22 protein-coding genes, 1 tRNA gene and 4 pseudogenes are annotated in these 24,861 nt (G+C 59.3%); 13 read left to right on the plus strand and 14 right to left on the minus strand.

What is annotated here, in order from left to right; genetic code table 11:
* Positions 1-56 precede the first annotated feature (56 nt).
* The 5 genes from WDN46_11200 to WDN46_11220 all read left to right on the plus strand — a co-directional run bounded on the left by WDN46_11200 (position 57) and on the right by WDN46_11220 (position 4,290).
* Positions 57-1,988 carry a GMC oxidoreductase gene (locus WDN46_11200; protein ID MEJ0093974.1) on the plus strand — a complete coding sequence of 644 codons (1,932 nt, stop codon included), beginning with the start codon at positions 57-59 and terminating at the stop codon, positions 1,986-1,988.
* Positions 1,989-2,298: 310 nt separating this feature from the next.
* Positions 2,299-2,646, plus strand: coding sequence for an SH3-like domain-containing protein (locus tag WDN46_11205; protein ID MEJ0093975.1), 348 nt, complete (start codon positions 2,299-2,301; stop codon positions 2,644-2,646).
* A gap of 3 nt (positions 2,647-2,649) precedes the next feature.
* Entirely contained in the window at positions 2,650-3,291 is a 642-nt protein-coding gene (locus tag WDN46_11210) for a nitrile hydratase subunit alpha (GenBank protein MEJ0093976.1), read from the plus strand.
* Positions 3,288-3,635, plus strand: a complete 348-nt coding sequence (locus tag WDN46_11215; protein ID MEJ0093977.1) for a nitrile hydratase — start codon at positions 3,288-3,290, stop codon at positions 3,633-3,635. Before WDN46_11210 ends, WDN46_11215 begins: the two co-directional genes overlap by 4 nt.
* 580 nt (positions 3,636-4,215) lie before the next feature.
* Positions 4,216-4,290, plus strand: a tRNA-Thr gene (locus WDN46_11220).
* A 321-nt stretch (positions 4,291-4,611) separates the two neighbouring features.
* Here WDN46_11220 and WDN46_11225 read toward each other — a convergent pair.
* The 5 genes and pseudogenes from WDN46_11225 to WDN46_11245 all read right to left on the minus strand — a co-directional run bounded on the left by WDN46_11225 (position 4,612) and on the right by WDN46_11245 (position 7,659).
* The gene (locus tag WDN46_11225; protein ID MEJ0093978.1) at positions 4,612-5,244 is read right to left on the minus strand and encodes a phospholipase domain-containing protein; all 633 of its coding nucleotides are present in this window, start codon (positions 5,242-5,244) and stop codon (positions 4,612-4,614) included.
* Positions 5,245-5,346: 102 nt separating this feature from the next.
* Positions 5,347-5,970, minus strand: coding sequence for an IS5 family transposase (locus WDN46_11230; GenBank protein ID MEJ0093979.1), 624 nt, complete (start codon positions 5,968-5,970; stop codon positions 5,347-5,349).
* Positions 5,937-6,107, minus strand: a pseudogene (locus WDN46_11235) (transposase). The gene WDN46_11230 and the pseudogene WDN46_11235 overlap by 34 nt, the downstream one beginning before the upstream one ends.
* A 35-nt stretch (positions 6,108-6,142) precedes the next feature.
* The gene (locus WDN46_11240) at positions 6,143-6,859 is read right to left on the minus strand and encodes an alkaline phosphatase family protein (GenBank protein ID MEJ0093980.1); all 717 of its coding nucleotides are present in this window, start codon (positions 6,857-6,859) and stop codon (positions 6,143-6,145) included.
* Positions 6,781-7,659: an alkaline phosphatase family protein gene (locus WDN46_11245; GenBank protein ID MEJ0093981.1), complete on the minus strand. Its 879-nt coding sequence runs from the start codon at positions 7,657-7,659 to the stop codon at positions 6,781-6,783. Before WDN46_11245 ends, WDN46_11240 begins: the two co-directional genes overlap by 79 nt.
* A 172-nt stretch (positions 7,660-7,831) precedes the next feature.
* On the opposite strand from WDN46_11245, the gene WDN46_11250 reads away from it, so the two are divergent.
* From WDN46_11250 to WDN46_11260, 3 genes and pseudogenes are all read left to right on the plus strand, one after another.
* On the plus strand, positions 7,832-9,847 hold the full coding sequence (locus WDN46_11250) for a tetratricopeptide repeat protein (GenBank protein MEJ0093982.1): 2,016 nt from the start codon (positions 7,832-7,834) through the stop codon (positions 9,845-9,847).
* A 608-nt stretch (positions 9,848-10,455) separates the two neighbouring features.
* Positions 10,456-11,157: a TonB-dependent receptor plug domain-containing protein gene (locus tag WDN46_11255; GenBank protein MEJ0093983.1), complete on the plus strand. Its 702-nt coding sequence runs from the start codon at positions 10,456-10,458 to the stop codon at positions 11,155-11,157.
* Positions 11,158-11,178: 21 nt separating this feature from the next.
* A pseudogene (locus WDN46_11260) lies at positions 11,179-11,856 on the plus strand (TonB-dependent receptor).
* On the opposite strand, the pseudogene WDN46_11265 reads toward WDN46_11260, so the two are convergent.
* The 8 genes and pseudogenes from WDN46_11265 to WDN46_11300 form a co-directional block, all read right to left on the minus strand.
* A pseudogene (locus WDN46_11265) lies at positions 11,743-12,075 on the minus strand (transposase). The pseudogenes WDN46_11260 and WDN46_11265 overlap by 114 nt on opposite strands.
* A gap of 373 nt (positions 12,076-12,448) precedes the next feature.
* Positions 12,449-12,566 (minus strand): annotated as a pseudogene (locus WDN46_11270) (IS3 family transposase).
* 85 nt (positions 12,567-12,651) lie between these two features.
* The gene (locus WDN46_11275) at positions 12,652-13,206 is read right to left on the minus strand and encodes a L,D-transpeptidase (protein ID MEJ0093984.1); all 555 of its coding nucleotides are present in this window, start codon (positions 13,204-13,206) and stop codon (positions 12,652-12,654) included.
* 457 nt (positions 13,207-13,663) lie between these two features.
* On the minus strand, positions 13,664-13,852 hold the full coding sequence (locus WDN46_11280) for a hypothetical protein (protein ID MEJ0093985.1): 189 nt from the start codon (positions 13,850-13,852) through the stop codon (positions 13,664-13,666).
* A 72-nt stretch (positions 13,853-13,924) separates the two neighbouring features.
* On the minus strand, positions 13,925-15,901 hold the full coding sequence (locus WDN46_11285) for an alkaline phosphatase family protein (GenBank protein MEJ0093986.1): 1,977 nt from the start codon (positions 15,899-15,901) through the stop codon (positions 13,925-13,927).
* 315 nt (positions 15,902-16,216) lie between these two features.
* Complete coding sequence (locus WDN46_11290) at positions 16,217-16,420, minus strand: hypothetical protein (GenBank protein MEJ0093987.1); 204 nt, start codon at positions 16,418-16,420, stop codon at positions 16,217-16,219.
* 588 nt (positions 16,421-17,008) lie between these two features.
* Positions 17,009-17,443: a tautomerase family protein gene (locus WDN46_11295; GenBank protein MEJ0093988.1), complete on the minus strand. Its 435-nt coding sequence runs from the start codon at positions 17,441-17,443 to the stop codon at positions 17,009-17,011.
* An 80-nt stretch (positions 17,444-17,523) separates the two neighbouring features.
* Positions 17,524-18,291 (minus strand): alpha/beta hydrolase, encoded by a 768-nt coding sequence (locus tag WDN46_11300; GenBank protein MEJ0093989.1) that lies wholly within the window; start codon positions 18,289-18,291, stop codon positions 17,524-17,526.
* Between the two features lie 724 nt (positions 18,292-19,015).
* Here WDN46_11300 and WDN46_11305 point away from each other — a divergent pair.
* A complete protein-coding gene (locus WDN46_11305) occupies positions 19,016-19,564 on the plus strand; it encodes a TetR/AcrR family transcriptional regulator (protein ID MEJ0093990.1) in 549 nt (182 codons plus the stop codon).
* 55 nt (positions 19,565-19,619) lie between these two features.
* Here the strand turns inward: WDN46_11305 and WDN46_11310 are convergent, their stop codons facing one another.
* A complete protein-coding gene (locus WDN46_11310) occupies positions 19,620-20,591 on the minus strand; it encodes an AraC family transcriptional regulator (protein MEJ0093991.1) in 972 nt (323 codons plus the stop codon).
* A 746-nt stretch (positions 20,592-21,337) separates the two neighbouring features.
* Here WDN46_11310 and WDN46_11315 point away from each other — a divergent pair.
* The 4 genes from WDN46_11315 to WDN46_11330 all read left to right on the plus strand — a co-directional run bounded on the left by WDN46_11315 (position 21,338) and on the right by WDN46_11330 (position 24,821).
* Positions 21,338-22,216 carry an alpha/beta hydrolase gene (locus tag WDN46_11315; protein ID MEJ0093992.1) on the plus strand — a complete coding sequence of 293 codons (879 nt, stop codon included), beginning with the start codon at positions 21,338-21,340 and terminating at the stop codon, positions 22,214-22,216.
* Positions 22,217-22,382: 166 nt separating this feature from the next.
* Positions 22,383-23,111, plus strand: a complete 729-nt coding sequence (locus WDN46_11320) for an alpha/beta hydrolase (protein MEJ0093993.1) — start codon at positions 22,383-22,385, stop codon at positions 23,109-23,111.
* A 249-nt stretch (positions 23,112-23,360) separates the two neighbouring features.
* Positions 23,361-24,095 (plus strand): response regulator, encoded by a 735-nt coding sequence (locus WDN46_11325; GenBank protein ID MEJ0093994.1) that lies wholly within the window; start codon positions 23,361-23,363, stop codon positions 24,093-24,095.
* A gap of 213 nt (positions 24,096-24,308) precedes the next feature.
* On the plus strand, positions 24,309-24,821 hold the full coding sequence (locus tag WDN46_11330; GenBank protein ID MEJ0093995.1) for a DUF302 domain-containing protein: 513 nt from the start codon (positions 24,309-24,311) through the stop codon (positions 24,819-24,821).
* Positions 24,822-24,861: the final 40 nt, after the last annotated feature.

Consider the following 24,861-nt stretch of genomic DNA (forward strand, 5'->3'; position numbering starts at 1 on the left):
GTGAACGGCGACGGCCAAGCCCGGCCGCCCGAATATGAAAAACGAGGCGCGTCGCCATGACGACAAGGCGGGAGTTATTAAAAGGGTTGACAGCGGCGAGCGCGGGCGTTGCGGCGTTATCCTCTAATGCGTTCTTGGCTGAGGCTAAGACTAAAACATTCGATTATATTGTGGTTGGTTCGGGTCCCGGGGGCGGCCCTTTGGCCTGCAATCTGGCCAAGGCCGGATATAGCGTCTGCTTGATGGAAGCCGGCGGCTCGCCCCGCGATCCCGACGTCCAGAAGCTGATAGAGGTTCCCGCGTTTAATGCGGATGTGACGGCGGCGCCGAAGGTCGCTTGGGAGTACTTCGTCCGCCATTACTCGGATGACGCGCAACAACAAAAGGACAGCAAATACGTCGCCGCTAGAGGAGGAGTTCTATATCCGCGCGCGAGCGCAATCGGCGGTTGCGCAATACACAATGTGCTGTTCATGATGTATCCCAGCAACTCAGACTGGCAGCACATCGTTGAGCTCACAGGCGATAAAAGCTGGTCGCCTGATTTGATGCGCAACTATTTCCAGCGCCTGGAACAATGTCGTTACGCGGCGCCGCACTTCGGGACGGCGGATGCCACGCGTCATGGGTTTAACGGCTGGCAACCAACCGAACTGCCTGATCCTCGGATATTCTATGACGACCCGCAGTTTAAGGCGATGCTGCATGCAGCAGAGCGCGTGATGGGCAAATCCGGAGACGTGAATGGTTTTCTTCATAACAAGCTGGATCCCAATGATTACGCCGCGACGCAGAGCGACCGGGAGGGGCTTTATAGTTTACCGATGTCCAGGAAGAATGGAGTGCGGTGGAGCATCCAGGATCACATTCTAAAAACGGCGGCGGCGTATCCCAATCTTACCATCATGACCAATTGCCTGGCGACGCGCATTCTCATGAATGACGAGACGGCGACCGGAGTCGAATACATGCAGGGGGCCCACTTGTATCGCGCCTCTCCGCTGGCCGACCCGACCGTGCCGATGCCGCAGACAAACGAAGTCCGGGCTGCCCGTGAGGTCATCATTGCGGCGGGCGTCTTCAACAGTCCGCAAATCCTGAAGTTATCTGGAATTGGCTCCGCCGAGGAGTTGTCCAACTTTGGCATTCCGACGCGGATCGAACTCCCGGGAGTGGGGACGGGCATGATGGATCGTTACGAAGCCTCGGTGGTGACGCAACTTAAAGATCCGCTCACGGTGTTTGACAAATGCGTCCCCAGGTCTGCCGCGGACCCCTGTTTGGCGGCCTTGCAACAAGGCAAGGGGATCTATACGACCAACGGAGTGCCGCTTGCTGGCATTCGTAAATCCGACCCTTCCCGGCTGGATCGCGATCTAGTGATCTTCCTCGCGGGTGGACAGTTCCGCGGCTACTATCCGGGGTGGCAGAAGGACTTGTTCAACCCCGCACGGCTCAGCTGGGCAGTGCTTAAAGCTCATACTCAGAACCGCGCCGGGACCGTAATGCTTCGATCGAACGATCCGCGCGACGCGCCGCAGATCGATTTCCATTATTTCCAGGAAGGCAGCGATCAGTCCGGTGAGGACCTTGCGTCGGTCGTGAATGCAATTCAACTGATCAGGCGGCTAAATGCCGAGATCCCGGATTATGCCTCATCTGAGCTGGCGCCGGGACCGGCGGTGCAAAGCGCAGACGAAATCGCCACTTTTGTGAAGAATGAAGCGTGGGGCCATCATGCGTCATGCAGCAACCGGATGGGGACGAGCGCGGACCGCATGGCGGTGGTCGACAGCGAGTTCAAGGTTTTCGGCACGCGCAATCTGCGCGTGGTGGATGCTTCGGTGTTTCCGCGAATTCCCGGCTATTTTATTACGATCCCGATTTTCATGATCAGCGAAAAGGCCAGCGACGTAATATTGGCGGATGCCCGTTCGCGCGGCGGAATGCGTCATCCGAAAAGATCGGGCGGTACGCAAAACCTTTAGATCGCAAGTCAGCGGTCGCTTCTTATAGGCGCCAACGGCGACCGGTTCGATCTAGGCGATGTTATCTGGCGGGGCGAAGGGCGGTCCAGCAAACCGATTTGTGGATAAACCGCGCAGGGTCCTGCGGCAGGGACTGTTGCTTGCGGGAGAACAATCGCCTTTTTTAGCGAGCGAAGGAGGCGACTATGGACGCGTCTATCTTTCGCCAATGGCGATGGGCCCAGCTTGCCAGGGGAGTCGCTTGGATCCAGATTGGACCAGAATTGGATTTGCATCGCCCCATGCGGGATGCAGCGACGGAGGAAGGCTCATGTCAGAAGGATTAGGTCGCGCGCAAAAGCCGCCGCCGAGCGTTGTGAACGCGGAAGGTAACGAGCCGCTTTTTAAAGCGGGCGATGCGGTCAAAGTCTCGGTGCGGTTTCCCATCGGCCATTTCCGCGTGCCGAACTATATTCGAGGCAAGCGCGGCTTTGTGGAATCTGTAATCAAACCGGCCGCTGTAAATAACGAGGATGAAGGCTTCGGCCTAAACGCAGGAGTCAAACGCCACTACTACCGTATCGCCATCCCGCTAAAGGACCTATGGCCGAAATATATCGGCTCCCCGAAGGACGGGTTGCGTATTGAAGTCTTCGAGACTTGGTTGGAAAGGAACTGAAAGATGAAGGCCCACGAGCATGACCATACGCCGGCCCCGGATGCAAGCGATTCACTAAACTACTATGAGATCATGGAGACCGCCATTCGGGAATTGCTTGTAGATAAGCAAGTGATTGGACCGGGGGAGATCCGGCGAATGCTCGAAGTAATGGACTCCCGTGCGCCGGCGCTTGGCGCGAAAATAGTGGCGCGCGCTTGGGTTGATCTGGAATTTCGCGCGCTTTTGCTCGCAGATGGCCGCGCGGCCTGCGAAGCGCTCGGCATCGACTTTTTTGAGGACACTCAACTCATGGTGCTCGAGAATACGGACAAGGTGCACAACATGGTTGTTTGCACGCTCTGCTCTTGCTACCCGCGGGAAATTCTCGAACTGCCGCCGGACTGGTACAAGCTGAAACCATATCGTGCGAGAGCGGTTTTCGAGCCTCGTGCTGTCTTGGCCGAGTTCGGCACGATAATTCCAGACGACGTAGAAATCCGCGTTAGCGATTCGACAGCCATGGTGCGTTTTCTGGTGTTGCCGCAGCGGCCGGAGGGAACCGACGGTTGGAGCGAGGAGAGGCTCGCCGCCTTAGTCACGCGCGACGCCATGATCGGCGTCGTGAAAGCCAGCATTCCGGAGACGGAGCACAAATCCAAATGACCGACTCAGAAAACCTGCTGAAATGGCTTCCGACCGAAATGGGCGGCCTGGAGGGCGGCCCTATCCAACGTGTGGAGCACGAATATGCGCCCTGGGAAAAGCGCTGTCACGCGTTATCCGTTCTTCTCGACATTCACAAGATCATCAGCACTGAAGAAAAGCGCCGCGGGGTCGAGAGTCTCGGGTCCGAAATTATTGGTAAGCTGACTTACTACGAACGATGGATAGTCGCCTTTGCCAACATCCTGTTTCAGAAGCAGATACTCACGCCCGAGGAGCTGTCAAAAAAGATGGCGGAAGTAGAGGATCGTCATTTGGGTCACGCGCATGGCGCTCATGGTTGAATGATTTCCAGAGCGATGGCGCACTGGCGTCGTTGCCCGGGGGAAGGGGGCCTAGAGGTCGCGGTCGGAGGCCGGTCATTGTTCGCCAAAGCGCAACTCTTGGGGGCCTGCGTGCTCGTGCCGCTAAGGATTCGCCCTGAGATGGGCCACGGCCATTAGCGTCACGATCGACCAGACTCGCAAATTCTCCAGGCCTTGAGCGTCCGGGCCGCCGGCGGGCTTCTTGCGTCTGCGGCCATGGCGTTGGCGTCGATCTGGCTTACGGGACCGTGTGCAGCCCTGCAGGCGGCGGACAGCATCGCAGCAAAACCGCGAAAACCGCGAAAACCGCCGCGGCATCGCGACGCAAAAACCTGCGCTGCGGCGAAAGAAACAAGAAGCCGCCCAGAAATGCGTCGCGGCAGTTGCAAAACCCTTTTGACGCTGGTAGCTCAGCGAGCAATTGACGAGCGCATAGCCGATTTAGAGCAACTCATTTGCAATCGGAGGGTCTGGGGTAAAAAAGCGAGTTGGATCATGCGCTTAAGGTTCGCGCGATCCGATCAAATACCGAACGGGCACCGGAATCGGTGTTCATAGGGCCGGCGTAGCACAGCGGTAGTGCAGCGGTTTTGTAAACCGAAGGTCGGGAGTTCGATCCTCTCCGCCGGCACCATCTACCTTCCTTCGGGCCGAGCCCGACGTCAGCAGGATAGTTCGGGCTGCCAAGTCATCGTCGTTCTGGCTGGAATGCAGAACCTCCTGCGGCTCCAGACGTAGCAGCGTCGGGAACTGGACTTCCCCGGCTACGATACCAAGCTAGAGCGGCTGCTGGCGTGATTTACTTGCGCTTATCGAGTTCAACCACCCCAAGTCCATTTAATTAGCGCGGCTTGAATTCGCTTAGCGCTTGTTGTGCAGCATCTCAAGGACGGCCGTGCCTACAGGCACGGCCGTTCCTCTCTTCTCAAGGGCTTGCGCGACGAAGCGCCTGTTCTCAGGCCTTCAGGGTCACCAGACCGCCCATCGCCGGATCCGACATGCTGTCGCGTCCGGTCTCGACATGGCCGGCCAGGCGACGCTGGAAGCTCGGGTCCTCCGCGACCGTGACGACCACGTCGTACCAGCCTTCGAAACGGTCAAGCGGCAGCTGGAAGTCGCCATGCCCCTCCGGAGGAAGCACGCGGTGGGCCTTCTCGCCCGTGTACGCATCAAGCAAGGTCACGCTAGCGATCCGCGCGCCAGCATTCCGGACCGACAGTGAGAACGAGCCGTTGTCGTCGAATCCGTGTTCGCGTTCGGAATGGGCATCGACCGCCACGGCGCCCGAGCCAACGCTGCCCTTAAAGTGGCGCGTGAACCCGTTCGGGCCGTAGACGGTCAGGTCGTATGAGCCAGAGACCGTCCAGCTTCCCGACAGCTGCTTGCCGGCCTCGACCGTGTAGGTCCGGACCGGATCGGTGGTTTTGCCAGAGCGCACTTGGAACACTGCACCCGCGCTGCCGCTGTTGACGAAGCGCAGTTCGACCGTGTTGGTGAAAGCCCGGACCGCGCTGTAGACGTCCAGCTCGTAGGGCAAGGCGCGCGCCGGGCGGACGCCCTTTTCCTGCGGCGGAACGCCGATGATCACGTTGTTCGCCGTAAGATTGACGTTCGGCGGATTGACGGCGCCGGAAAGCTCTCCGATCGAAGGCAGGAAGTGCGTGGTGGACGGTAGATCTAGGCTCAGGACTCATTGATTGAGATAGAAGAGGACGGCGGCTGCGATGCAGATGGCGGAGAAGAAGGTGTGGGCGCATCGATCATAGCGGGTTGCGATGCGCCGCCAGTCCTTGAGCTTGGCGAACATGTTCTCGATTTTGTGACGCTGGCGGTAGAGCGTCTTGTCATAGGCAATGGGAAGCTTGCGGCTTCTGGTTGGCGGGATGCAGGGCTCGACGCCCCTGGCCTTCAGCGCGGCGCGGAACCAGTTGCTGTCGTAGCCCCTGTCGGCGATCAACATTGAAGCGGGCGGTAAAGCCTTGAGCATCAGCCGCGCGCCCTTGTGGTCGCTCATCTGGCCCTCCGAGAGCAACATGACGAGGGGCTTGCCGGCGCCGTCGCAAACGACGTGGAGCTTCGAGTTCAGTCCGCCTTTCGTGCGCCCGATACGGCGGGGAAGAGCCCCTTTTTGAGCAGGCTCGCCGCTGTGCGATGCGCCTTCAGATGCGTGGCGTCGATCATGATGCGCTCGGGCTTTGGACCTTCGCCAGCGAGCGCGGCGAATATGCGGTCGAAGACGCCGAGCCGGCTCCAGCGGATGAAGCGATTGTAAAGCGTCTTGTGCGGCCCGTAATCCTTGGGCGCATCTTTCCATTGCAGGCCGTTGCGGATCACATAGACGATTCCGCTGACCACCCGACGGTCGTCAACCCGCGGAACGCCATGCGACAGAGGAAAATGCGGCGCAAGCCGCGCCATCTGCCGCTCGCCCAACAAAAACAAATCACTCATCCCAGCCTCCCCATGCGGAGACCAGGAATCACATCTCAGGCAAATTTAATAGGTCCTGAGCCTAGATCGACCGTCTTGTCGTTCGGGTTCTTGAAGTTGAACACGGACGTCAGGTCGCCGCAGACGGCGCGGCGCCAGGGCGAGAGGTTGCGCTCGTGGACCCCGAAACGCTTCTCGATGAACTGGATCACCGAGGTATGATCGAAGACCTGCGAGTTCACATAGCCGCCCTTGCTCCAAGGCGAGATCACGAGGCACGGCACGCGGCTGCCGAGACCGATCGGGCCGTTCGGCGTCGAGGTCGTGACGATTTCGAGGCTGTAGTCGACCGTCGACGCGCCGAGGTCGGGCGCAGCGGGGAACGAGGACGTCGCCGGCGGCGAGGGCTGAACGAGGTGGTCGAAGCTGCCGTCGGCTTCGTCATAGTTGACGATGAAGACCGTCTTGCTGAACAAGTCGGGCTTCGACACTAGGATGTTGAGCACCTGAGAGATGTACCAGGCGCCATAATTGTTGGGGAAGGAGGCGTGCTCGCTGTATCCGGCCGGCGCGACCAACCAGGTGACCTGGGGCAGCGTGCCCTTCTTCACGTCTTCCTTGAAAGGTTGGAGCAGGCTTTCGGCCCAAGCCTCCCACGCCGGGGCCGGCGCGCTCGCTGGAGGTTGGGTGGAGGTTATCTGCGTCCCGGTGCAGGCGTTGTCGAAGAGCGAGGTTCCGGTGCGCGCCGCCGCGTATTGGGCGAAATAGAGCAGCGAATTGTCCGTGAAGTTGCCGTCGAAATTGTTGGCGGGCGACCCGTCGCCGAAGTCCGGCGCGAAGGTGGCGCCTTCGAGTCCTGATAGATCCGCCAGGTCACGCCCGCCTTGTCCAGCACCTCGGGCAACGTCTCCCACGCCAGATAATGGCCGAGGGGGCTAAGGCCGTTGTCGGTGATCGGGCCCGAGCCGAAGCCGTCCGTGCCCTTCGCGCCGAGATAGTTGACGTTTCCGACGGAGCCGGTCCACAGGTAATAGCGATTGGGATTGGTCGGGCCCATGATCGAGCTATAGTAGTTGTCGAGCACAGTGAAGGCGTCGGCCAGCGCGTAGTGATAGGGAATGTCGTCGCGCGTGAAATAGCCCATCGCCAGCGGGCCCTTCTGGATCGCCCAGTTGTCATATTGCCCAAGGTTCCAGGCGAGGTGCGTGCCTTCCCAACTGTGGTCGGTTCCGCCGATGTAGGTGAAGCCGAGGGTCGTGAGCCCGGGGCTGATTTTCGAGGGATCGATACGGAAGGGCGGGATCACGGGAACGCTATTCGCCGGGCCGCCGAGATTGCCGGAATTGGCCGGCACGCCGAAGCCGGCGCCCGCCGGCTGCAGGAACACCGAGGCCTTGACGGCGCCGCCCGACTGAAGCGGCAGATTGATCTGGACCGCGCGCGGATCGGCAAAGCCGCGCACCCCGCGCAGCGTGCCGAAGTGATGGTCGAACGGACGGTTCTCTTGCATCAAGATCACGATATGCTCGACGTCCTTGATGGTGCCCGTGCGGGTTGTTGGCCGGGATCGCAAGCGCCTTCGCGACGCTGGAGTCGAGCGTGCTGGCCATGGCGCCGGTTCCCAGCATTTGCAGGAATTGACGGCGATCGGTACTGTTCATCGGATTAAGTCCCCCAGGTGCAATATTGCGTGATCTGCATAGAAATTTGTCATTGCGGAGTGATGAAGCTAAAGCTAAGGAACTGTGATTGAGCTTCATCATTGCGAATCCGAGGCGGACCCCGCCGCCAGCGAGTTGCGCCGCATCGACGAACTCACGCGGGGTCGTCGGCACGCCGAGGCGCTGGCGGCCGCCAGCGCGCTGCTGCAGCGCGCCCCGTCGCAACGGGCCGCGCTGTATTGGACGGCGCTAAACCAGCGGCTGCTCGGTCAGGCGAAGGATGCGCTCGCGACGCTAGACGCGTTTGAGCGGGCGCATCCGAACTACAGCCTCCTTTTTCAAGAGCGGGGTCATTGCCTCGCGGCGCTGGGCGACCCCTCGTCCGCCATCGCGTCTTTCGAACGCGCGGTCGCGCTCAATCCGGCCCTGGCGCCGAGTTGGGGGATGCTGGAGCGACTGCTGAGCGCGGCCGGCGAGCCGCAGAGGGCGAGCGTCGCGGAGCAGCGCCTAGCGAAGCTGCAGGAGCTGCCGCCCGCGATCGTCGAGGCGGGCGGCCAATTCTGCGACGGCGAGCTTGCTGCGGTGGAAAATCTTCTGACAAGTCACATCATCAGAGAGGGAAGGCATGTCGAGGCGCTGCGCCTGCTTGGGCGGGTCGCGCAACGGCGCGGCGCGGCGGATCGGGCCGAGGAGCTTTTTCGCGAGGTGGTCGACGCTGCGCCGGGTTACGCTGACGCGCGGTTCGATTACGTCAGCATTCTAATAGAGCGCCAGAAATATCCGGCGGCGCTGGAGCAAGTCGAGCACCGGCTGCGGACCGCGCCGTCTGACCCCGAGGCCCGATTTTTTCGCGCCACCATACTCGCGGGCCTCGGACGCCACGACGAGGCGATCCCAATCTTCAGCGAGCTGCTCTCGCAGACGCCGCAGCGCAATCACCTGCGGATCGTGTTGGGCCACTCGCTGAAAGCGCTGGGCCGGAACAATGAGGCCGTGCAGGCCTACCGAGACGCAACCAGCGGCCAGGCCGACATCGGCGATGCTTACTGGAGCCTCGCCAACCTGAAGACCTATCGTTTCAGCGACGACGAAGTCGCGCGCATGCGGGGCCTTGAGGCGCTATCTCGCCCGGGACTACCGGATCGCGCACACCTTTGCTTCGCGCTCGGAAAGGCGCTGGAAGATCGAGGCGACTACGGTGGGTCCTGGGCATTTTACGAGCGCGGCAATTCGCTGATGCGGGCGAAGAGCGGCTACCGTCCTGAGGCGATTGAAGGCGCCGCCCGCCGCCTTCTCGAGGTATGCAGCGAGGAATTCTTCGCCGCCCGCACCGGCGCCGGCGCAGCGGCTCGCGACCCGATCTTCATCGTTGGGCTACCACGTTCGGGCTCGACGCTGCTCGAACAGATCCTGGCCTCGCACCCGGACGTCGACGGCACGCAGGAATTGCACGACATCCCTCGCATCATTTCGGAATTCCAAGGACAGGGATCAAACGGCCGCGGTGCGCGCTACCCGGACCTGCTGCGGGACCTCGATCCACTCCTATTCGAGCGCCTCGGGGACCGCTACCTGGACGAGACCCGTGTCTATCGACGCGGGCGGCCGCGTTTCATCGACAAGATGCCGAACAACTTCCGGCACATCGGCTTGATCCACCTGATGCTGCCGAATGCAACGATCATCGATATTCGACGCGAGCCGATGGCCTGCTGCGTCAGCAACCTAAAGCAGCTCTATGCGAGAGGACAGGAGTTCTGCTACGGAATCGAGGAGATCGCACGGTATTACCGGACGTATCTGGAGTTGATGCGTCACTGGGATCGCGTCCTGCCGGGGCGGGTGCTTCGGGTCAGCTACGAGGACCTGGTCGAGGACCTCGGCGCCAGCGTGCGCCGGATTCTTGCCTATTGCGGACTCGAATACGACCCGGCATGTCTGGCGTTTCACCGCAGCCAGCGCGCGATAAACACCCCCAGCTCAGAACAGGTGCGCCAGCCGCTCTTCCGTGAGGGAATCTCCCAGTGGCGGAACTATGATCCCTGGCTAGATCCGTTAAGGAAGGCGCTGGGCGACGCAATCGTTCGCTACCGCGATTAGCGCAGCGGCGGAATTGCTTATCACGTCGTCTTGCGGCGGAGCGACATAGTCACCCGCAAGCAAGAGAAAGTCATCGCAAAAAAAGCAGTGCAAGCTTACCCGAAAATCTGAGTTTGAGCCGTTACCGGCGATCCGTAAAGAACAAGCTGAAGGAGGCCGCCATGGAGCCGTCAGGCGATAATCGCTTTTCCAACGAATGGGTTGGAAGACATCCCCGTTTTATTCCGTGCCCAAGTCTAATTAACTAGCGTTAGGCGATCTCAGATTGTAATTAGAATAACTACATTGAACAAATTTTCGATTTACATGATTATTGTTTCCTATTATCGATTCAATACATAAGCAAGCCAGCCAGCGAAAACAACCTCGTCGCAAGCCAGCCAGCGTCTCACACTTTCAAGAGGCTGGATCATGTCAGTCGCACGAGCGCGGCCGTGGTGACCGTCGCGACTTTTTTCGCCATAGCGCCGGTTCGAGGACAAACGGTGCCGAGCTCGCCTCAAGGATCAAATCCCCCTGAACCCGCAGCTTCGGCGCCCGATTCTGCGTCGCAGGCGGCGACGCAGAATCCGGGTCTGAGCAGCGTAATTTCTCTCGATCAGATAACGGTGACGTCGACGAAAACAAACGAAGAGGTGATCAACGCTCTCGCCGCATCTAGCGTTGTCGACACATCGCAGATCGATATTTTGCAGCCCTCGAAAATGTCCGGAGTGTTGCAGGACATTCCGGGCGTCACCACGCGGGAAAGTCAAAACGATCCGGGGCAATCGGTCAACATTCGCGGGTTGCAAGATTTTGGGCGCGTCAACATTCTGCTCGACGGCGCGCGGCAAGACTATCAGATCTCAGGCCATAACGCTAACGGAACCTATTATCTCGATCCGGCTTTCGTTGGCCGGGCCGACGTCACCCGCGGACCGGTGTCGAACGTCTATGGGTCAGGCGCGATCGGCGGAGTTGTTTATTACACGACGAGAGGGGTCGATGACGTCCTCAGCCCCGCTCAGAATTATGGCGCGTCGCAGACGACGGGCCTAGGCTCGAACGGCCAGGAAATTCTGACCAGCACGTCAGGCGCCGCCCGGCTCGGGACCATCGCCGATCTCTATGGGCAATTCGTCTATCGCGGCATCGCTTCCTATTATGACGGCCTCGATACGAAGATCGCGGACACCGGAAGCACGCTCGCGGGCGGTCTGTTCAAACTCAACTTCCGTCCCATCGACGGCCAGCAGATCATCTTCACCGCAATGACGCAGGATTATAATTTCGCCAACAACGGGACGAGCGATGTAGGCGCCCGCTGAGGCGACTACGTTACGACCAATAATTTCACGCTGGGCGCCACATTCAGCAGGCCCGATCTGCCATTGGTCGATTTAAGCGCCAAGGTCTATTACACAACCACCGAGAACAGACAAACGTCAATCACCCCGGACGCGACCTACAGCGCCTTAGGAGTGGTCCCCGGCGATCCGCTCGCGGATTCCATGTCGACGGTCGGTTTCGACGTTCACCATACGTCCCGCTTCTTGACGGGACCGTTCAGCCACGAACTGACCTATGGCGGCGACAGCGCGTGGGATCACGTTAGCACGTTCGACGATGCGGGAGGATTTATCTCGGCGCTCACGCCGTCTGGATCGAGGCGGCTCTCGGGCGCCTTCGTTCAGGATCAGGCGGGCTACAATGGCTGGCTAAGGATCATCGGCGCCCTGCGCTATGACGACTATAGTCTGCAAGGCGGAAGCCTACATACCGGCGGGTCGCATCTGTCGCCGAAGCTCACCATCGGCATCACGCCAATCCAAGGCTTTGAGATCTACGGGCTCTATGCGGAAGGTTATCGCGCGCCTTCCATAACCGAGACGCTTATCAAGGGCGTCCATCCCTTCCCGGCGGAGTCCCCCTTTAGCGCCGGCTGCGCAGTGATGCGCCCGGACAACGGTCGAGTCGATCATCTGAACGCTCTCGCCGACGCCCTCGGTCTCGTTCAGGGCGTCTAGAAAGAGTTCCCATAATCCGGCGAGCGTCCAGCGCCGGAACTGCCGGTAGACCGACGACCACTTGCCGAAATGTTCGTGCAGATTCCGCCGCTGCGCCCCGGTGCGGGCGATCCAGAAAATTCCATCGAGAACAAGACGGTGGTCCTTCGGCCGTCGCCCGCTATGTGCACCGCGAACCGTCACGAAGGGCTCAAAACAGGCCCATTCCTCATCGCTCATCAATCCCCGAATCAAGCCCGCCTCCTTGCCAAAGCGACCTTGAATCAGATCCTTGCCACGATGGGAATCCTATCCGTCAACAGGTCCTCGTCGCCCCAGCGGGGTGACATACGAAGGCTTCGAACTCAGTGCGTTGCGCAAGCGCTGGGCTAGGGCGTTGCGTCGCCTGTCGTCTCACAACGGGTCGTCCGCTGCGAGGAAGCGATGAACGGATTCTCCGATTCGGTTATGTCCGGCGCGGCGGTGAAAGGCAGCCAAGTGCCGAGGTCGTTCGCATCGACGATGCAGGCGTCATCCTGGCTTACTTCGCCGATCCGCTTCCCGGCGAAACGAGCGCAGCTAATGGCCTGCTCGACGCAGACGCGGCGACCGAGACCGCCTTGCGAAGCCGGGCGTTCTCAGCCGCAAGCTCCTTGAGCCGCTTGAGGCTGGCCGCGCTTCAGTCCGCCATATTCCTTGCGCCGCCGATAATACGCAACCTCCGTTAGGCCTTCACGGAGGATCACTTTTCAGGGGAAAGCCATTCCCGCTGAGGAGAGGTATAAACGCTAACTTTGCTTATGCTCGCTCGGCTCCTTACGGCGTAAAGAGAAACCCGAAAAAGCCCGGGCGCGGATTTGCCTGACCCGCGGAGACGCCATACTCGCCGCCCGGGCTAACGCCGGTGACCACCACCTGCGTATTCCCTAGGCCATTCGCCTTCACCAGCGCATAAAGTGTGGCGGCATCCCTGGGCGAGATGCGCACGCAGCCATGCGAGACCGGTTTGCCAAGATTCTTTACGTCTAAGCTGCCGTGGATGGCATGACCGTCTTTCATAAAGAAAATGGAATGGGGCATCGCGGCGTTGTCCCACTCTTTGCTATGCCAAATTTCGTTCATAGAGGTGGCGGTATAGGTTCCTGATGGAGTTGAATATCCCTCTCGGCCAGTTGAAACCGGCCATTCATATGCTTCCGCCCCATCCAAAAAAACTGTCATTTTTTGATTTGTTTTGTCGATGTTGACGAGGACGGCAACTCCCGCTTCGTCAGAGTGATTAACGCGGGCGTGGCCGGAGCCCGCATAAACCGACGCCGGAAATAGGGCCGACGCCATGGCGATGGCTGTCAACAAAAGCGCAATTCTCATCGATTGATTCGAGGATGTGCACATATGCGGCTCCAAGGCTGCGAAAATGAGGATAGGCCCAACCCCGGCAAACGCAAACGTCCGCGCATATTTTTTTCGCGCCGCCCCGCTCTGGCTTGGTGCGGCTCGGAAGAGGCCAAATTGTCCGAACGAGCCATTGCGCGGGACCGGCTGCCTCGAACGCTCCATCGGCCGCGTTTCAGGCCGTGAGTTCGGCCAGGCCGTCGCCTACGCCGGGACCAACCACGGTCCGAATCAAAATATCATGAGTTCGGAACGAGCGGGACTCCATTACGACTATTCTGTCCCCCGCGACCATGACGACCGAACCTGAAATTGAAAAAAATGACGGGCAAGTTCGCCGCGCGTAGTTGCGCTCTCGTCAGCGATCATGGCGCCCTGCAAGGCTAAGATCACGTAATGCGGCAGCGTAAGACCGCAGATCGGCGTGACCGGCCTATGCGGTGCAAAGGCGTATGATCCTGAGATAGACCTTGTCGAGATGCGAGGTCGCAGGGCGCTTTGGCCGGCCTCGGCGCAAATCCGCCGCCATCTTCGGCCCAAAATTATTCACCCAGCGCCGGACGATCTCATAAGAGAGGGAGATCCGACGCTTCGCCGACAAATCGACGTGGCAGAAGCTCAAGCTTCGCAAAAAAAGACGCCCTCAAACCGGACGGTTTAAGGGTGCCATCACATCAGATTTAAATCGCGCGCCTTATTCGGTGTAAGGCTGATTGTTCGGCGCGGCGGTGAAGTCGAAAGCGTCGAACAAATCGCCAATCGCCGGGCTATTGGTCGGAACGTAAGGATTTCCCTTCGTGGCCGTCGGATTGGGCAGGTTGTCGCGGCTGCGATCCGTCAGCGGCTGGAGCTTCCAGTTGCGCTCAATGAACTTCAGGATCGATACATGGTCGGAATAGGTGTGGTTGACCATGCCGCCGGTTGTATAGGGCGAGAGGATCAGCAGCGGAATGCGAGGTCCGTCGCCGAAGAAGTCTATCGTCTGGATGAAGCCGGAGTCCCAATATCCGCCAGCTTCATCCCAAGTGATGAACACGGCTGTCGTGGCCTTCAGCTTCGGATTGGCGTCGAGAGCATCGAGAATTTTCTGGGTATAGGCCTCGAAGAGATCGATCTTGGAGGTCTCCGGATGACCGTCAAGAATGCTGTCTGGCTTGCCAAACGAGACCGACGGCAGCGTATCGTTATTGATGTCGGCGATCAGATCAACGGTGTCTTTGATATGCTCCATCCTGACCGCGGGATTAACCATGATCGATGTTGCATACAAGAATGGATTGCAGATCAGGCAGTATGTGGCGCCAACTGCATGCGCGGGGTCCGCGATGGCGGCGGCAGCGAAATCGGGGTTCGTCGGATTAGCGGCGACAGCGTCGTTTGAGAGGATGACCGCGTCATTGAAAGACCCCCCGAAATAACCCCAGGAAATCTTCTTTTCGTTCAGCTCATCGCCAATAGTTCTGAGTGGCGAAGGCGGAAGGTTGTTGCCGCCGGACAGCGCGCCATTCGGGAGAAAGCCAGGGTTGGTGTTGTTCACCATATAATAGTGATTTTCCTGACAATTTGGCTCGGCGTCGTAGGGAAGAACATTGAGGTAATCGATAATCGGCTTGATGCCCGGCTGGGTTACGTCCGAACAATTGGCGAACCGTTGATCAGAAATGTATTGATTGACGGTCCCCCGGACAGGATTAGGGTTGGCGATGAGCGACGCTGGCGGCGTGGTCGGATTGCCTTTGCCATCGGTCCAGAAGACGTCATCGCCGGTGCCAAGCATTTCGTGATTGATGGCGGTGCCGCCGGGCATCGATTGATGCATGTTATCAAGGAGGGTGAACCGGTCCGCGAGAGCCTTCAGCAGCGAAGCCTGTTCTTCCTCGGCGTCGAGGAATCCCATTGAATTGCCTTCGCTCTTATCCGTCGCGGAAAAGGTCGCCATCACGAAGGGGAACAGATCGTTGAGGCAGCCCGACGTATTGTCCTTGGTCACCGAGGAGAGTTTGCAATCCTGCTGTTGCCGGTTCGGAAAGAACTCGTGCTTCGTGTCGCCGGTGTAATCATCGTCGCTAATGTTGGCCCCAAGCAGCACGTAGGGTCCATTCAACGTGCCGGCTCCGGGAATGCGCGTATCCAACACACCGTTCGGGAGACCCGTCGCGCCTGTCGTCAGCAGACTAAGATCGTCCTTTTCGACATCCGCCTCAACGGCGGCTAAGGCGATTGAGTTGAACGGTCCGTCTTGCTGCGCAGTGGTCGTCTGCGCAGTCGGCGCCGAACGGGTGTTCGGTTGAGGCATCAGATTGGACGCGCCGTAAGGGGTCTTAGAGGCCGTCGGCGCGCCGATGTAGTAAACATTCTGTGGCCGAACCGAGAACTGCTGAGCCAAGGCGAAATTAGGCCCCGGTTGGCCGTTTTCCTTGACGATGCCCTTGGATAGAAGGTTCGAAATCGTCTGGCCTTTGCCCTTCGGCTTGTAGACGCCGAATGTATGATCAAGACCGCGATTTTCGCCGATCAGGATGACGACGTGTTTAATCGGGCTTTTGGTTTCCAACGAGGCCGCGGCGTCTGTGCCGGCCGCATAGCCGGTGGTGCTCGACGCGAACGTCGACAGCGCGCACAACGCAGCGGTGAACCGCCACGTTCTGCCGGCATGAGGGTTAGACTGCATAACTACTCCAAAAATGTCTACTTCCGCTTACCCCCAGGCGGTGAACCATTAGGATACATACGTGACAATATTATTGCGGAAGCAACTATTTTGTAAGACTGGCTGAAGCCGGCGCGACTTGCGAACGCCGGCCAACCCCGCTGAAACGGAATTACAGTTCAGGGCCGCCAATCCGATGATCGCCGACCTAATGCCAATCGCGCCAGCCGCCGTCAGGCTGCTGGGCGTTGCGATTGGCCCCGAGCGCCATCGGGGCCATCGCCGTGGTTGGGGATTTGGCGGCGTGGGCGCCCGGGCGGCGCCTCGCCCACGAGCTTAAACGCGGAGGGATGGATAACTACGTCGGTCATATTTAATTTGTGGCCCAGAGACCGATTGCAGCGCCGAAATCGCCACCGGAACCAGCGGAGCGCCAAAAGCCTGCAAGAAGCTCGTGAAGGAATCACTTAGATTCTTCACGTTGGCGCCGAGGTCGGCCTTGACGATATTGCCACGTGCCTCACCGCCATGCGTTATCATACAGCTTGGCGTCGCGATCGGTGAGCATGGTTCTGAATATAGAGGCTGGCGCGCTGTCGTGCAGTCTCGGGTTCAAAAACCCGGTAGCGTTCCTGTTGGATATCGGCATTTGAGGTCATGCCGAGACCCCCTTTGTTGGAGTCCTTCAGGACGTCTTCGCCAACCAAGCGCCGGGGCTCGGTTACCGCATCAGCACCCGACTTACGCCGCCCGCGGCTTCCGCTTCTCTATTGAGGCGCTCCGGGTCCAGCCTAGTCGGTCTGAGGGTCGATGCTGCCGCCGCGAAGTTCGATTGCCTCGGCCAAAACCTGCAAGGGTTGGTCCGCAGGGGCACCCGTTAGGCTTTCGAAAGCCTTCGCCGCCTTTCCGAGCCCCTGGCACACAAGGCTGATGGTCGTGCGCTGGGGGATGCTAGCGTCTCTGACGCGCGCGACCGGCGGGGTGCATGTCTTGCCTCGGATATTCTATGCTCGATCGAGGGGATGGGCCGCCTTAGACAGTGGCGACAGGACATGGCGGCGGTCGCCTAAAGGCGACATGCGGGGCAATAGCCGACGACTAACGTCTCGGTCAATTGCAACAGCGAAGCTAGATGCCTTTTCCTTCGATGCCGCCCAGAGCCTTTTTGTTAGTGGAGAACCATTCGGCTTCGGCGCCGGGCTTAGGCAGGATGAGGCCGTATTCCATGGCCGTGTTCGGATCTATTTCAGTCACGCCGAGCACGAGTTCAATTTCCGCTTTTCCTGTGATGCGCGAAAAGCTCGCGCTAATTTTCCGAAGCAGGATTTGCTTAATATCGATTGATCGCCCGGATCTGATCAGGCCGGTGATCAGCACCCTTTCGATATCCTCTTTACCCGCCGTGAAATGGCGGCCCGCGGGAATATCCAAGAATATAACGTGGACGAATTCGCGGGGAGCACCTGTAGCTTCGATATGATGGACGGTGATCGCTTCAGCAATCTCAGCGCGTTGGGACGCAGTGAGCATCCCGGCAACCCCTTCGACATGATAGACAGGCATTCCATTTACCTCACACTTTTAAAACGGCCCAGCGACCCATGAGATAGCCTCCCGGAATTGATCGCCGGGAGGCCCATCGCTCAATCCACCAAGGCGGCCTTCTCAATCACTGCGGCGACTTCCCCTGCGTGAACAACGAGCGACGCGTGGCTGCCGTTCACATCCGTGACCTTCGCCTTCATGCGGGCGGCGAACATCTTTTGAGCCTCGGGCGCGATCACCTTGTCCTTGGTGGTAAGAACATAGAACGTCGGCTTGTCGCGCCACGCAGCCACGTCGACCGGGGCCTCAAAGGCGGTATGGTTCAGCGGCAGCTGGGAGTTTGCCAGAGCCTCAGCGATATTGATCGGAAGATCTGCTGCGACGGCCGATGGAAAGACTTTGGGGTCGATATAGAGATTACCCTTTTCGTCCGGGTGGATGGCGCTCGTGCCCTCAGTAGCGGGACCGGCCTTTGAAAGCGATGCGAGCGACTCTCCGACGTCTGGAGCAAAAGCGGAAACGTAGACAAGCGCCGAGACCTTGGGATCGTTTCCCGCTTCGGTGATCACGACGCCGGCCCACGAATGGCCTACGAGTACGGTCCGTCCCGTTTGAGCGGCGAGCGCCTTCTTGGTGGCGTCAACGTCGGCGGCCAGCGACGTCAACGGGTTCTCAACGAGAGTCACGTTGTAACCCTTCTTGGTCAGGATGTCGGCCACCGGCTTCCAGCTCGTCTGGTCGACGAACGCTCCATGGACCAACACGATGTTGTGGGCCGCCCCCTTGGGGAGTTCGGCTGCGCGGGCCGAGGCGGAGAAGGCTGCGCCGGCAAGAAGAGCGATGGCTGAGAGCATAAGATTTTGCATTTGGTATTCTCCTGTTGATTCAACTGATCGTCGCCAAAACCAATCCTGTGAAGCGACGCCCCAGAGGGTGGCGGAACGGCGTGGTCCAAGATGTCTAGAAAGGTTCCGCGTTGCGCGAATGCATAGCGGATCGTAGCGAGCGAAACAGAACCGCATCTGACGTTGCGGCAAGCTCGCAATTCATGTGCAGTCGGAAGGGCGCGCGTGGGAATGGATCGTGAATTGGGCCGAGCATCGCGCGACCGTTGACCGAGGTCAGCGAATTTGAGCAGAGTGGGAGCCCTTGCGGAAAGCAATACGCGCCGTCGATCGCACCGTGGATCCAATATGATCCCTCTATTGCTTCCGGCCCTTCTTCCTTTGCAACCCATCCTACCGTTGAATATTCTTCTATGAGCGCAGCGCGTAATTCTTCGCTTGCGCAGCGGCTCATGCCCCGCACCCATTTTATGACCGCGACAAGGTCGCTGGCAGGATCTGGATGATCTATGCAGGCTGCTATCTTTTCAGTGTCGGCGCAAAGCCGCGAGGCTGCGATGTCAGGATCAATGGCGGACATGAGCGCTTTAACATATTGATGTTCATCATCATAAAATGATGATATGCGCTCTTGCTTATATCTGAAACTCGCATTTTCCCGATGTCGCAAAAACCCCCTCGAACCCAGCTAAGCCCAAGAAAACAGGCGACTCAGGCGCGCGCGGTCTCCACTGTCGATGTCATTGTGGAAGCGGCAGCTCGCATATTGGAGGACGCCGGATTCGAGGGATATACGACGAATGCCATCGCAAGGCGGGCTGGCGTCAGCATAGGATCGCTGTACCAATATTTCCCAGGAAAGGACGCCATCACCATTGCTCTGATCGAGCGAGAAACGGCCGGCGTTTTGGCGAGCATTGAGCAGGCCGCTGCTGATCCCGACTGGCGCCAGGCCCTTGCAACGATGATACGTGTGGCCGTTACTCAGCAGCTCCGGCGCCCCAAATTGGCGCGACTGCTCGATATCGAGGAGCGGCGGTTGCCCAATCCCGCCCGCGACAAACGTGTGGCCGATATCGTGTTCCCGGCCGTAATTGACGTGCTTGGCCGTTCGGGGCTTGTGTCGCCGGACGTCGTTAGCACGGCGGCTCTCGACATTATGGCAATTACCAGGGGAATGACAGATGGCGCCGGCGCACGCGGCGAGCCGGCGGACGCTGACCTCGAGGGACGGATTTTCCGCGCAATCCTAGGGTATCTGGAACAGGGCGTTGTTGAGAGCGCAGCCCAATGAGATTGCTCTCGACGGCTTCGAACTCGCTTGAGCCAAACGAGACCCAGCGATTTAACTAACTATTGCGCGCTTCTCGAGGCGCCGTTCCAAACATCGCTTTGAAAGCTCGACTGAATGCCGCCTCGGATCTGTAGCCGATAGAATGGGCAATCTCCTTCACCGTGAGGTTTGAGCTTCGCAACCGATCCGAGGCCGTTGCAAGGCGCAAACGATGCAGATAGCGCAGCGGCGTTTCGCCGACAGTCTCCATAAAGAGTTCGGCGAACCGGGAACGGGACATGCCGGCAATAGACGCCAGCTCCTCGACTGACCAGTTCCTTGTGGGGTCGCGGTGAAGCGCCGCTACGGCTCGGCTCACGCGTGCGTCTGCAAGCGCGCCGACCCAGCCTTGTCTGGTTCCGAGCGATTTCGCCCATGTCCGAATGCAGCGGATGATCAAGATATCGATGAGGCGGGAAACCATCAAAGCCACTCCGGGCTCCTGCATCGTAGCTTCTACAAGAAGAAAATGGGCAACGTCCCTGATGAGGAGAGCAGACTGATCGGCGTCCCTGGCTATGTGGATAATTTCCGGCAAAAGGTTGAGCAGCGGCGCCACCCCGCCTTTATTCTCGAACTTGAATGTGGCGCTGATTGTGCGCGCGGTTATCGCTCCGCTGCCGTGTCTGAGAATAGACGCCTGCACTCCAAAGGAGTCGACTTCGAGCGCTGTCTCCGTTTCCGACTTGCGGTTAACTCCGTCGGTGAGCGCGTATCTTGCCGGGTGCGGCAAAACCGCGACATCTCCCGCCGAAAGGCTTAGCGGTGATCGTCCCTCGACTTCGATGTCAATCACGCCTTCCTGAATCACATGGATGCAGGCGGAGCTAGGTTGAAACCGCACATTGAAATCTGTCCCAAGTTCGGTCGTGAAAACCCGTTCCCCACTTAGCTGCACAAACCTGAGTATGTCTGACAGCAGATCGTTCGATGGTTGAAAATCGGACGTGGGAGCACGAACTTCGTCGTTGCTGTCATGGGTTTTCAAAGCGACATCCATTAGTTTCCGGCTCGGGCAATTCCGGCGCCTACCCATTCTGTGCCGGATTTAAATTAGGAATACCCCCACCCAAACCATATCGCAACGCCGCTTAGAAGGGGCTTTGGAGCAACGCTGAACGGCAAGGCGATTTCCGTCAGTCATGAGCTGGGTCTCGGGACCGAAGTGCTGGGGACTTGCGGCGCTGCCGCGCGTATATGACCAATTGCTGGCGATTATCCGAAATGTTCGAGCCTAACTCCAAGATGCTAAGCGTCATTGCGATCCGGTCGCGATCTAAGTGACTTCACCGATAGAGACAAAAGATGAGAGCGCGCAGCTGGAAACAGTGCGACGCTCGACGATGACGGGATCCGACTCGACTGCCAACGGTTGGGGCCGCGGAACGGAACGCTTCTGGCGCCGCTGCGGCATTTCTCCGGCGACGTCGACGCATGGGATCTTGCAGTCGTCGCCATCATTGCGTTCGACAGGCCGGGCCGGCCGCATGATCGATCTAACGCGAGACAGCGCGGAAGCGATCGGCGCTGGCGACAGATGGTTCGCTATCCCATCGCCGTTAGGTCCTCCCCTTCAAACGAAAGAAAGAATCGGACGGGGCATCATGTAATCCGGAGGCCGCGGCAGCCAACGCTCGTCAACGCTAATTTTCAGCTCACAGCATCAGCATTGACGCCAATAAAATCTAAACAAACCACGAAGACGAAGCTTTACTTAACGACGGGAAGGCGCAGATGACGCAAATAACTAAAATATCTGAGCTCGGAACCATGGGAGGCGAGCGCGCCGCGCTTGAAACAACGCCCACCCGTTACGTCGAAGGCGGCGGGATCCGCTTCGCCTATCGCCAACTCGGGCCATCGACCGGAACGCCGCTGGTTCTGCTGCAGCACTTCTCGGGCAACATCGATGCGTGGGACCCCGCCGTCGTGAACGCCCTGGCCGCCGATCGTCCTATGATCGTTTTCGACAACGCCGGCGTCGGCCGCTCGACAGGCCAAACCCCCGACAATGTCGCCGCGATGGCCCGCGATGCAGTCACCTTTATCAATCTGCTCGGCCTCTCCAAAGTCGACCTGCTGGGGTTTTCCCTCGGCGGCTTCGTCGCTCAGATCATTGCCGCCGAGCACGGACCTCTGGTCCGCAAGGTGATCCTCGTCGGCACTGCTCCGAGAGGCGGCGAAGAGCATCTGCTGGCGGTGCTCCAGGAGGCTTTCTCACACACTGAGGCGCCGGATATCCGGCTGCCGCTGTTCTTCACAAGATCTTCCGCCAGCCAAGCGGCGGGTCTAGCGTTCCTGAAGCGGGCGAAGGCCCGCACCGAAGATCGCGACGCCGACAGCGGCAAGGCCGTGACCGATCCGCAGGCCAAGGCGCTGATCACCTGGTGCGCCACGCCCGATCCCGAGCACGCCATTCTGCGCGCGATCACGCAGCCCGTCCTTGTGGCCAGCGGCAGCAACGACACCATGCTGCCGGCGGATAACGCCTACGCGATGTTCAAAGCTCTGAGCAACGCTCAGCTCATCCTCTATCCCGACTCCGGGCACGGCGCTCTCTTTCAGCACCACGAGGCTTTCGTCAGCCATGTCCGGACCTTCTTGGACGCGTAGGCGGCCGCGGCGCCGCGGTCGCCCGGCGCGGTTAAACCCCCTCGAACAAAGGATTAGCCGGACGATCCATCAGAATCGGAAGGCCGCGGCCGCCAATGCTCTCCAAAGTCTATTTTTAACTCGTGGCATCGGCGTTGATGCCTTTCCAACTCAAGGACCCCCCAAAATGAAACTTCTTCTCTCCGCGGTCGCCGCTTCCGTCTTTGCATTCGGCGCCAGCGCGATGGCCGCAGAAAAGCCTCCCATCGTCCTGGTCCATGGCGCCTTCGAAAACGCCCAGGTTTGGGGTCACGTCGCCGCCAAGCTTCAAGCTGATGGCTATAAGGTCGTGGCCGTCGATCTTCCGGGCCGTCCGGGCGCGCCCGCGGCGCCGGACAAGGTCAGCCTCGACCTCTACCGCGACACCGTGATCAAGGCGCTGCGCAAGTTCCATCGTCCCGCCGTCGTGGTCGGCCACAGCTTCGGCGGCATCGTCATCGCTGACGTTGCGCAAAAGGACCCAAGCAAGGTGAAGACCCTGGTGTTCGTCGCCGCCTACTTGCCGCAGGATGGCGACTCCCTCGTGTCGATGGCCAACAAGGATGCAGACGCCAAGATCGGCCCCCACCTGCAGATCGAGAAGGAAAAGGGCATCGCCTCCATCGAATACTCGGCCCGCGCCGATCTATTCGCCAATGGCGGTCCCGACGCGTTGCGAAAGGCGATCCCGGATCTGATTCTGGATGAGCCTCTTGCCCCGCTGGCTACCCCAGTGCACGTGACCGCCGCTCGCTTCGGCCGTGTGGACAAGGTCTACGTGCACACCGCGATAGAGTACACCCTACCGACCGGCCACACGCCGTTCCTCACCGACCCAGACGGTCTGGCCAACGCGATCGAGGCTGCCGCGAAATAAACGGTTCACGATCGGTCTAAGACGCAAGGGCAGGGCGGCCTCGCCGCTCCGCCCTCGCTATCGAGTGCGCATACAGGCCTGCTTTTGGGGATTCGCGCAGCAAGAAATGAGAAATTCAGAGCCGTTGGCGCAGAGCAGGCGTCGCTTAATTCCATCATCATATTGGTCGTACGCGCCGAAGCCTCTGACAGGATCTCTCGGCCCTTGTGGTCGTAAACGGCCGTCAGGTTGGACGGACGGGATCAGGACATGAACGAAGAAAGCGAGCAGTCGAGGCATATTCTTGTTATCGATGACGATGCCGCTATGCGCCAGATGATCGTCACTTATCTCGAAGAGAATTATATGAATGCCGTTCCGTGCTCGGGACGGGGGGATATGGTTCGTCAATTCGCGCGGAAGGAACCGAGCTTAGTGATCCTTAATTTAGTGCTCGGTCGAGAGGACGGACTCGAGTTGCTGCGCGAGATTAAATCTAACTCCAAGATCCCCGTGATCATCGTTACCGGTCAACGCTCGAGCGCAATTGATCCGGCAGTCGGATTGGAGCTGGGCGCCGACGATTATCTAACCAAGCCTTTCAGTCTTCGCGAACTTTTGGCGCGCATCCGCGCCGTGCTGCGCCGTGGGCCAATCGAGCAAACGACGCCTGACGAGGATCGGGCTCGAGGGCGCTGCCGATTTTGCGGCTGGCGACTCGATTTGCGCACGCGACAGCTGGTTGATCCCAACGATGTTCCAGTCTCGCTTACAAAGGCTGAGTATTCCTTGCTCGACGCGTTCCTCCACGCGCCGCAGCGACCGCTCTCCCGCGAGTATCTCCTCCACGCGACGCGCATGCATGACGATGTCTTCGACCGGACGATTGACGTGCGTGTCCAGCGGCTGCGGCGCAAATTGGAGATCGATCCAAGCTCACCTGCCGTCATTCAGACCCAGCGCGGAGTCGGCTCTGTTTTTACGCCGGAGGTTGAATGGCTCTGATCCGCTCGAAAATAATTGGCGGCGCGTGACCTTGCTCGCCGCCGGCTCCTCAATCATTGTAGGCTTGTTGGATGACGGGCTATCACTTAGACCAAAGGATTGGTGGGGGCAGGTTTTAAGCCGCGTTCAGAATCATGGAGAGTGATGATGTCGGGAAGAGTCTTTGGCGCAGTCGCTCTGCTTTGCGCGAGTGTGGCGTTGGGAGGCGCCGCCATGAGTGGCGCACCGGAGGACCTTGGGGTCTCGACCGCTCCCGTCGTGATGGATCATATTACAATTGAAACGTCCACGCCCTATCGACTCGTGACATCTCGGCTCAATGCCGAGGTCAGGCGCTTCTACAACAGCTATCGTGAACTCCTCAAGGAAAACAAGATTGACGAGCTTCGCGCGAAGCTGACGGAGGGCCTCGAGCCAGATGGTTTCATGATCCACTTCGTAGCGGAACAGGGCGGTTTGCTGGCGCTGGAAGGAGGACGGCAACAGGGGAACGTCTACTATCTCGGCAACGTCGTCGCCGCCGCCCAAATGACGAAGCTGAATTTTAGCGCCGCGCTCTACGCTCCTCTGCGGCTTAATGTATATGAAAACGCGCATGGCGGGACGACCTTTGAATACGATAAGCCCTCAATGCGGTTTGGGCAGTTTCACAATGCCGATATCGACAAGGTCGCCCAGAGCCTCGATGACCATATGCTGCGTCTGATCAAGAAGGTGAGCGCGTGAGGCGTTTCCAATCTTGAGCGCGGGATCACATCGGTTATGT

Origin of the sequence: Methylocella sp. (assembly GCA_037200525.1) — a bacterium.
Lineage (GTDB): Bacteria > Pseudomonadota > Alphaproteobacteria > Rhizobiales > Beijerinckiaceae > Methylocapsa.

Excerpts from the sequence above, each read along its gene's own strand:
- WDN46_11200 (MEJ0093974.1), top strand. The coding sequence starts at position 57 with ATGACGACAAGGCGGGAGTTATTAAAAGGGTTGACAGCGGCGAGCGCG.
- WDN46_11285 (MEJ0093986.1), bottom strand. The coding sequence starts at position 15,901 with ATGCAGTCTAACCCTCATGCCGGCAGAACGTGGCGGTTCACCGCTGCG.
- WDN46_11290 (MEJ0093987.1), bottom strand. The coding sequence starts at position 16,420 with ATGATAACGCATGGCGGTGAGGCACGTGGCAATATCGTCAAGGCCGAC.
- WDN46_11330 (MEJ0093995.1), top strand. The coding sequence starts at position 24,309 with ATGAGTGGCGCACCGGAGGACCTTGGGGTCTCGACCGCTCCCGTCGTG.
- WDN46_11205 (MEJ0093975.1), top strand. The coding sequence starts at position 2,299 with ATGTCAGAAGGATTAGGTCGCGCGCAAAAGCCGCCGCCGAGCGTTGTG.
- WDN46_11230 (MEJ0093979.1), bottom strand. The coding sequence starts at position 5,970 with ATGGAAAGATGCGCCCAAGGATTACGGGCCGCACAAGACGCTTTACAA.
- WDN46_11295 (MEJ0093988.1), bottom strand. The coding sequence starts at position 17,443 with ATGCCTGTCTATCATGTCGAAGGGGTTGCCGGGATGCTCACTGCGTCC.
- WDN46_11215 (MEJ0093977.1), top strand. The coding sequence starts at position 3,288 with ATGACCGACTCAGAAAACCTGCTGAAATGGCTTCCGACCGAAATGGGC.
- WDN46_11300 (MEJ0093989.1), bottom strand. The coding sequence starts at position 18,291 with ATGCAAAATCTTATGCTCTCAGCCATCGCTCTTCTTGCCGGCGCAGCC.
- WDN46_11315 (MEJ0093992.1), top strand. The coding sequence starts at position 21,338 with ATGACGCAAATAACTAAAATATCTGAGCTCGGAACCATGGGAGGCGAG.
- WDN46_11325 (MEJ0093994.1), top strand. The coding sequence starts at position 23,361 with ATGAACGAAGAAAGCGAGCAGTCGAGGCATATTCTTGTTATCGATGAC.
- WDN46_11210 (MEJ0093976.1), top strand. The coding sequence starts at position 2,650 with ATGAAGGCCCACGAGCATGACCATACGCCGGCCCCGGATGCAAGCGAT.
- WDN46_11275 (MEJ0093984.1), bottom strand. The coding sequence starts at position 13,206 with ATGAGAATTGCGCTTTTGTTGACAGCCATCGCCATGGCGTCGGCCCTA.
- WDN46_11320 (MEJ0093993.1), top strand. The coding sequence starts at position 22,383 with ATGAAACTTCTTCTCTCCGCGGTCGCCGCTTCCGTCTTTGCATTCGGC.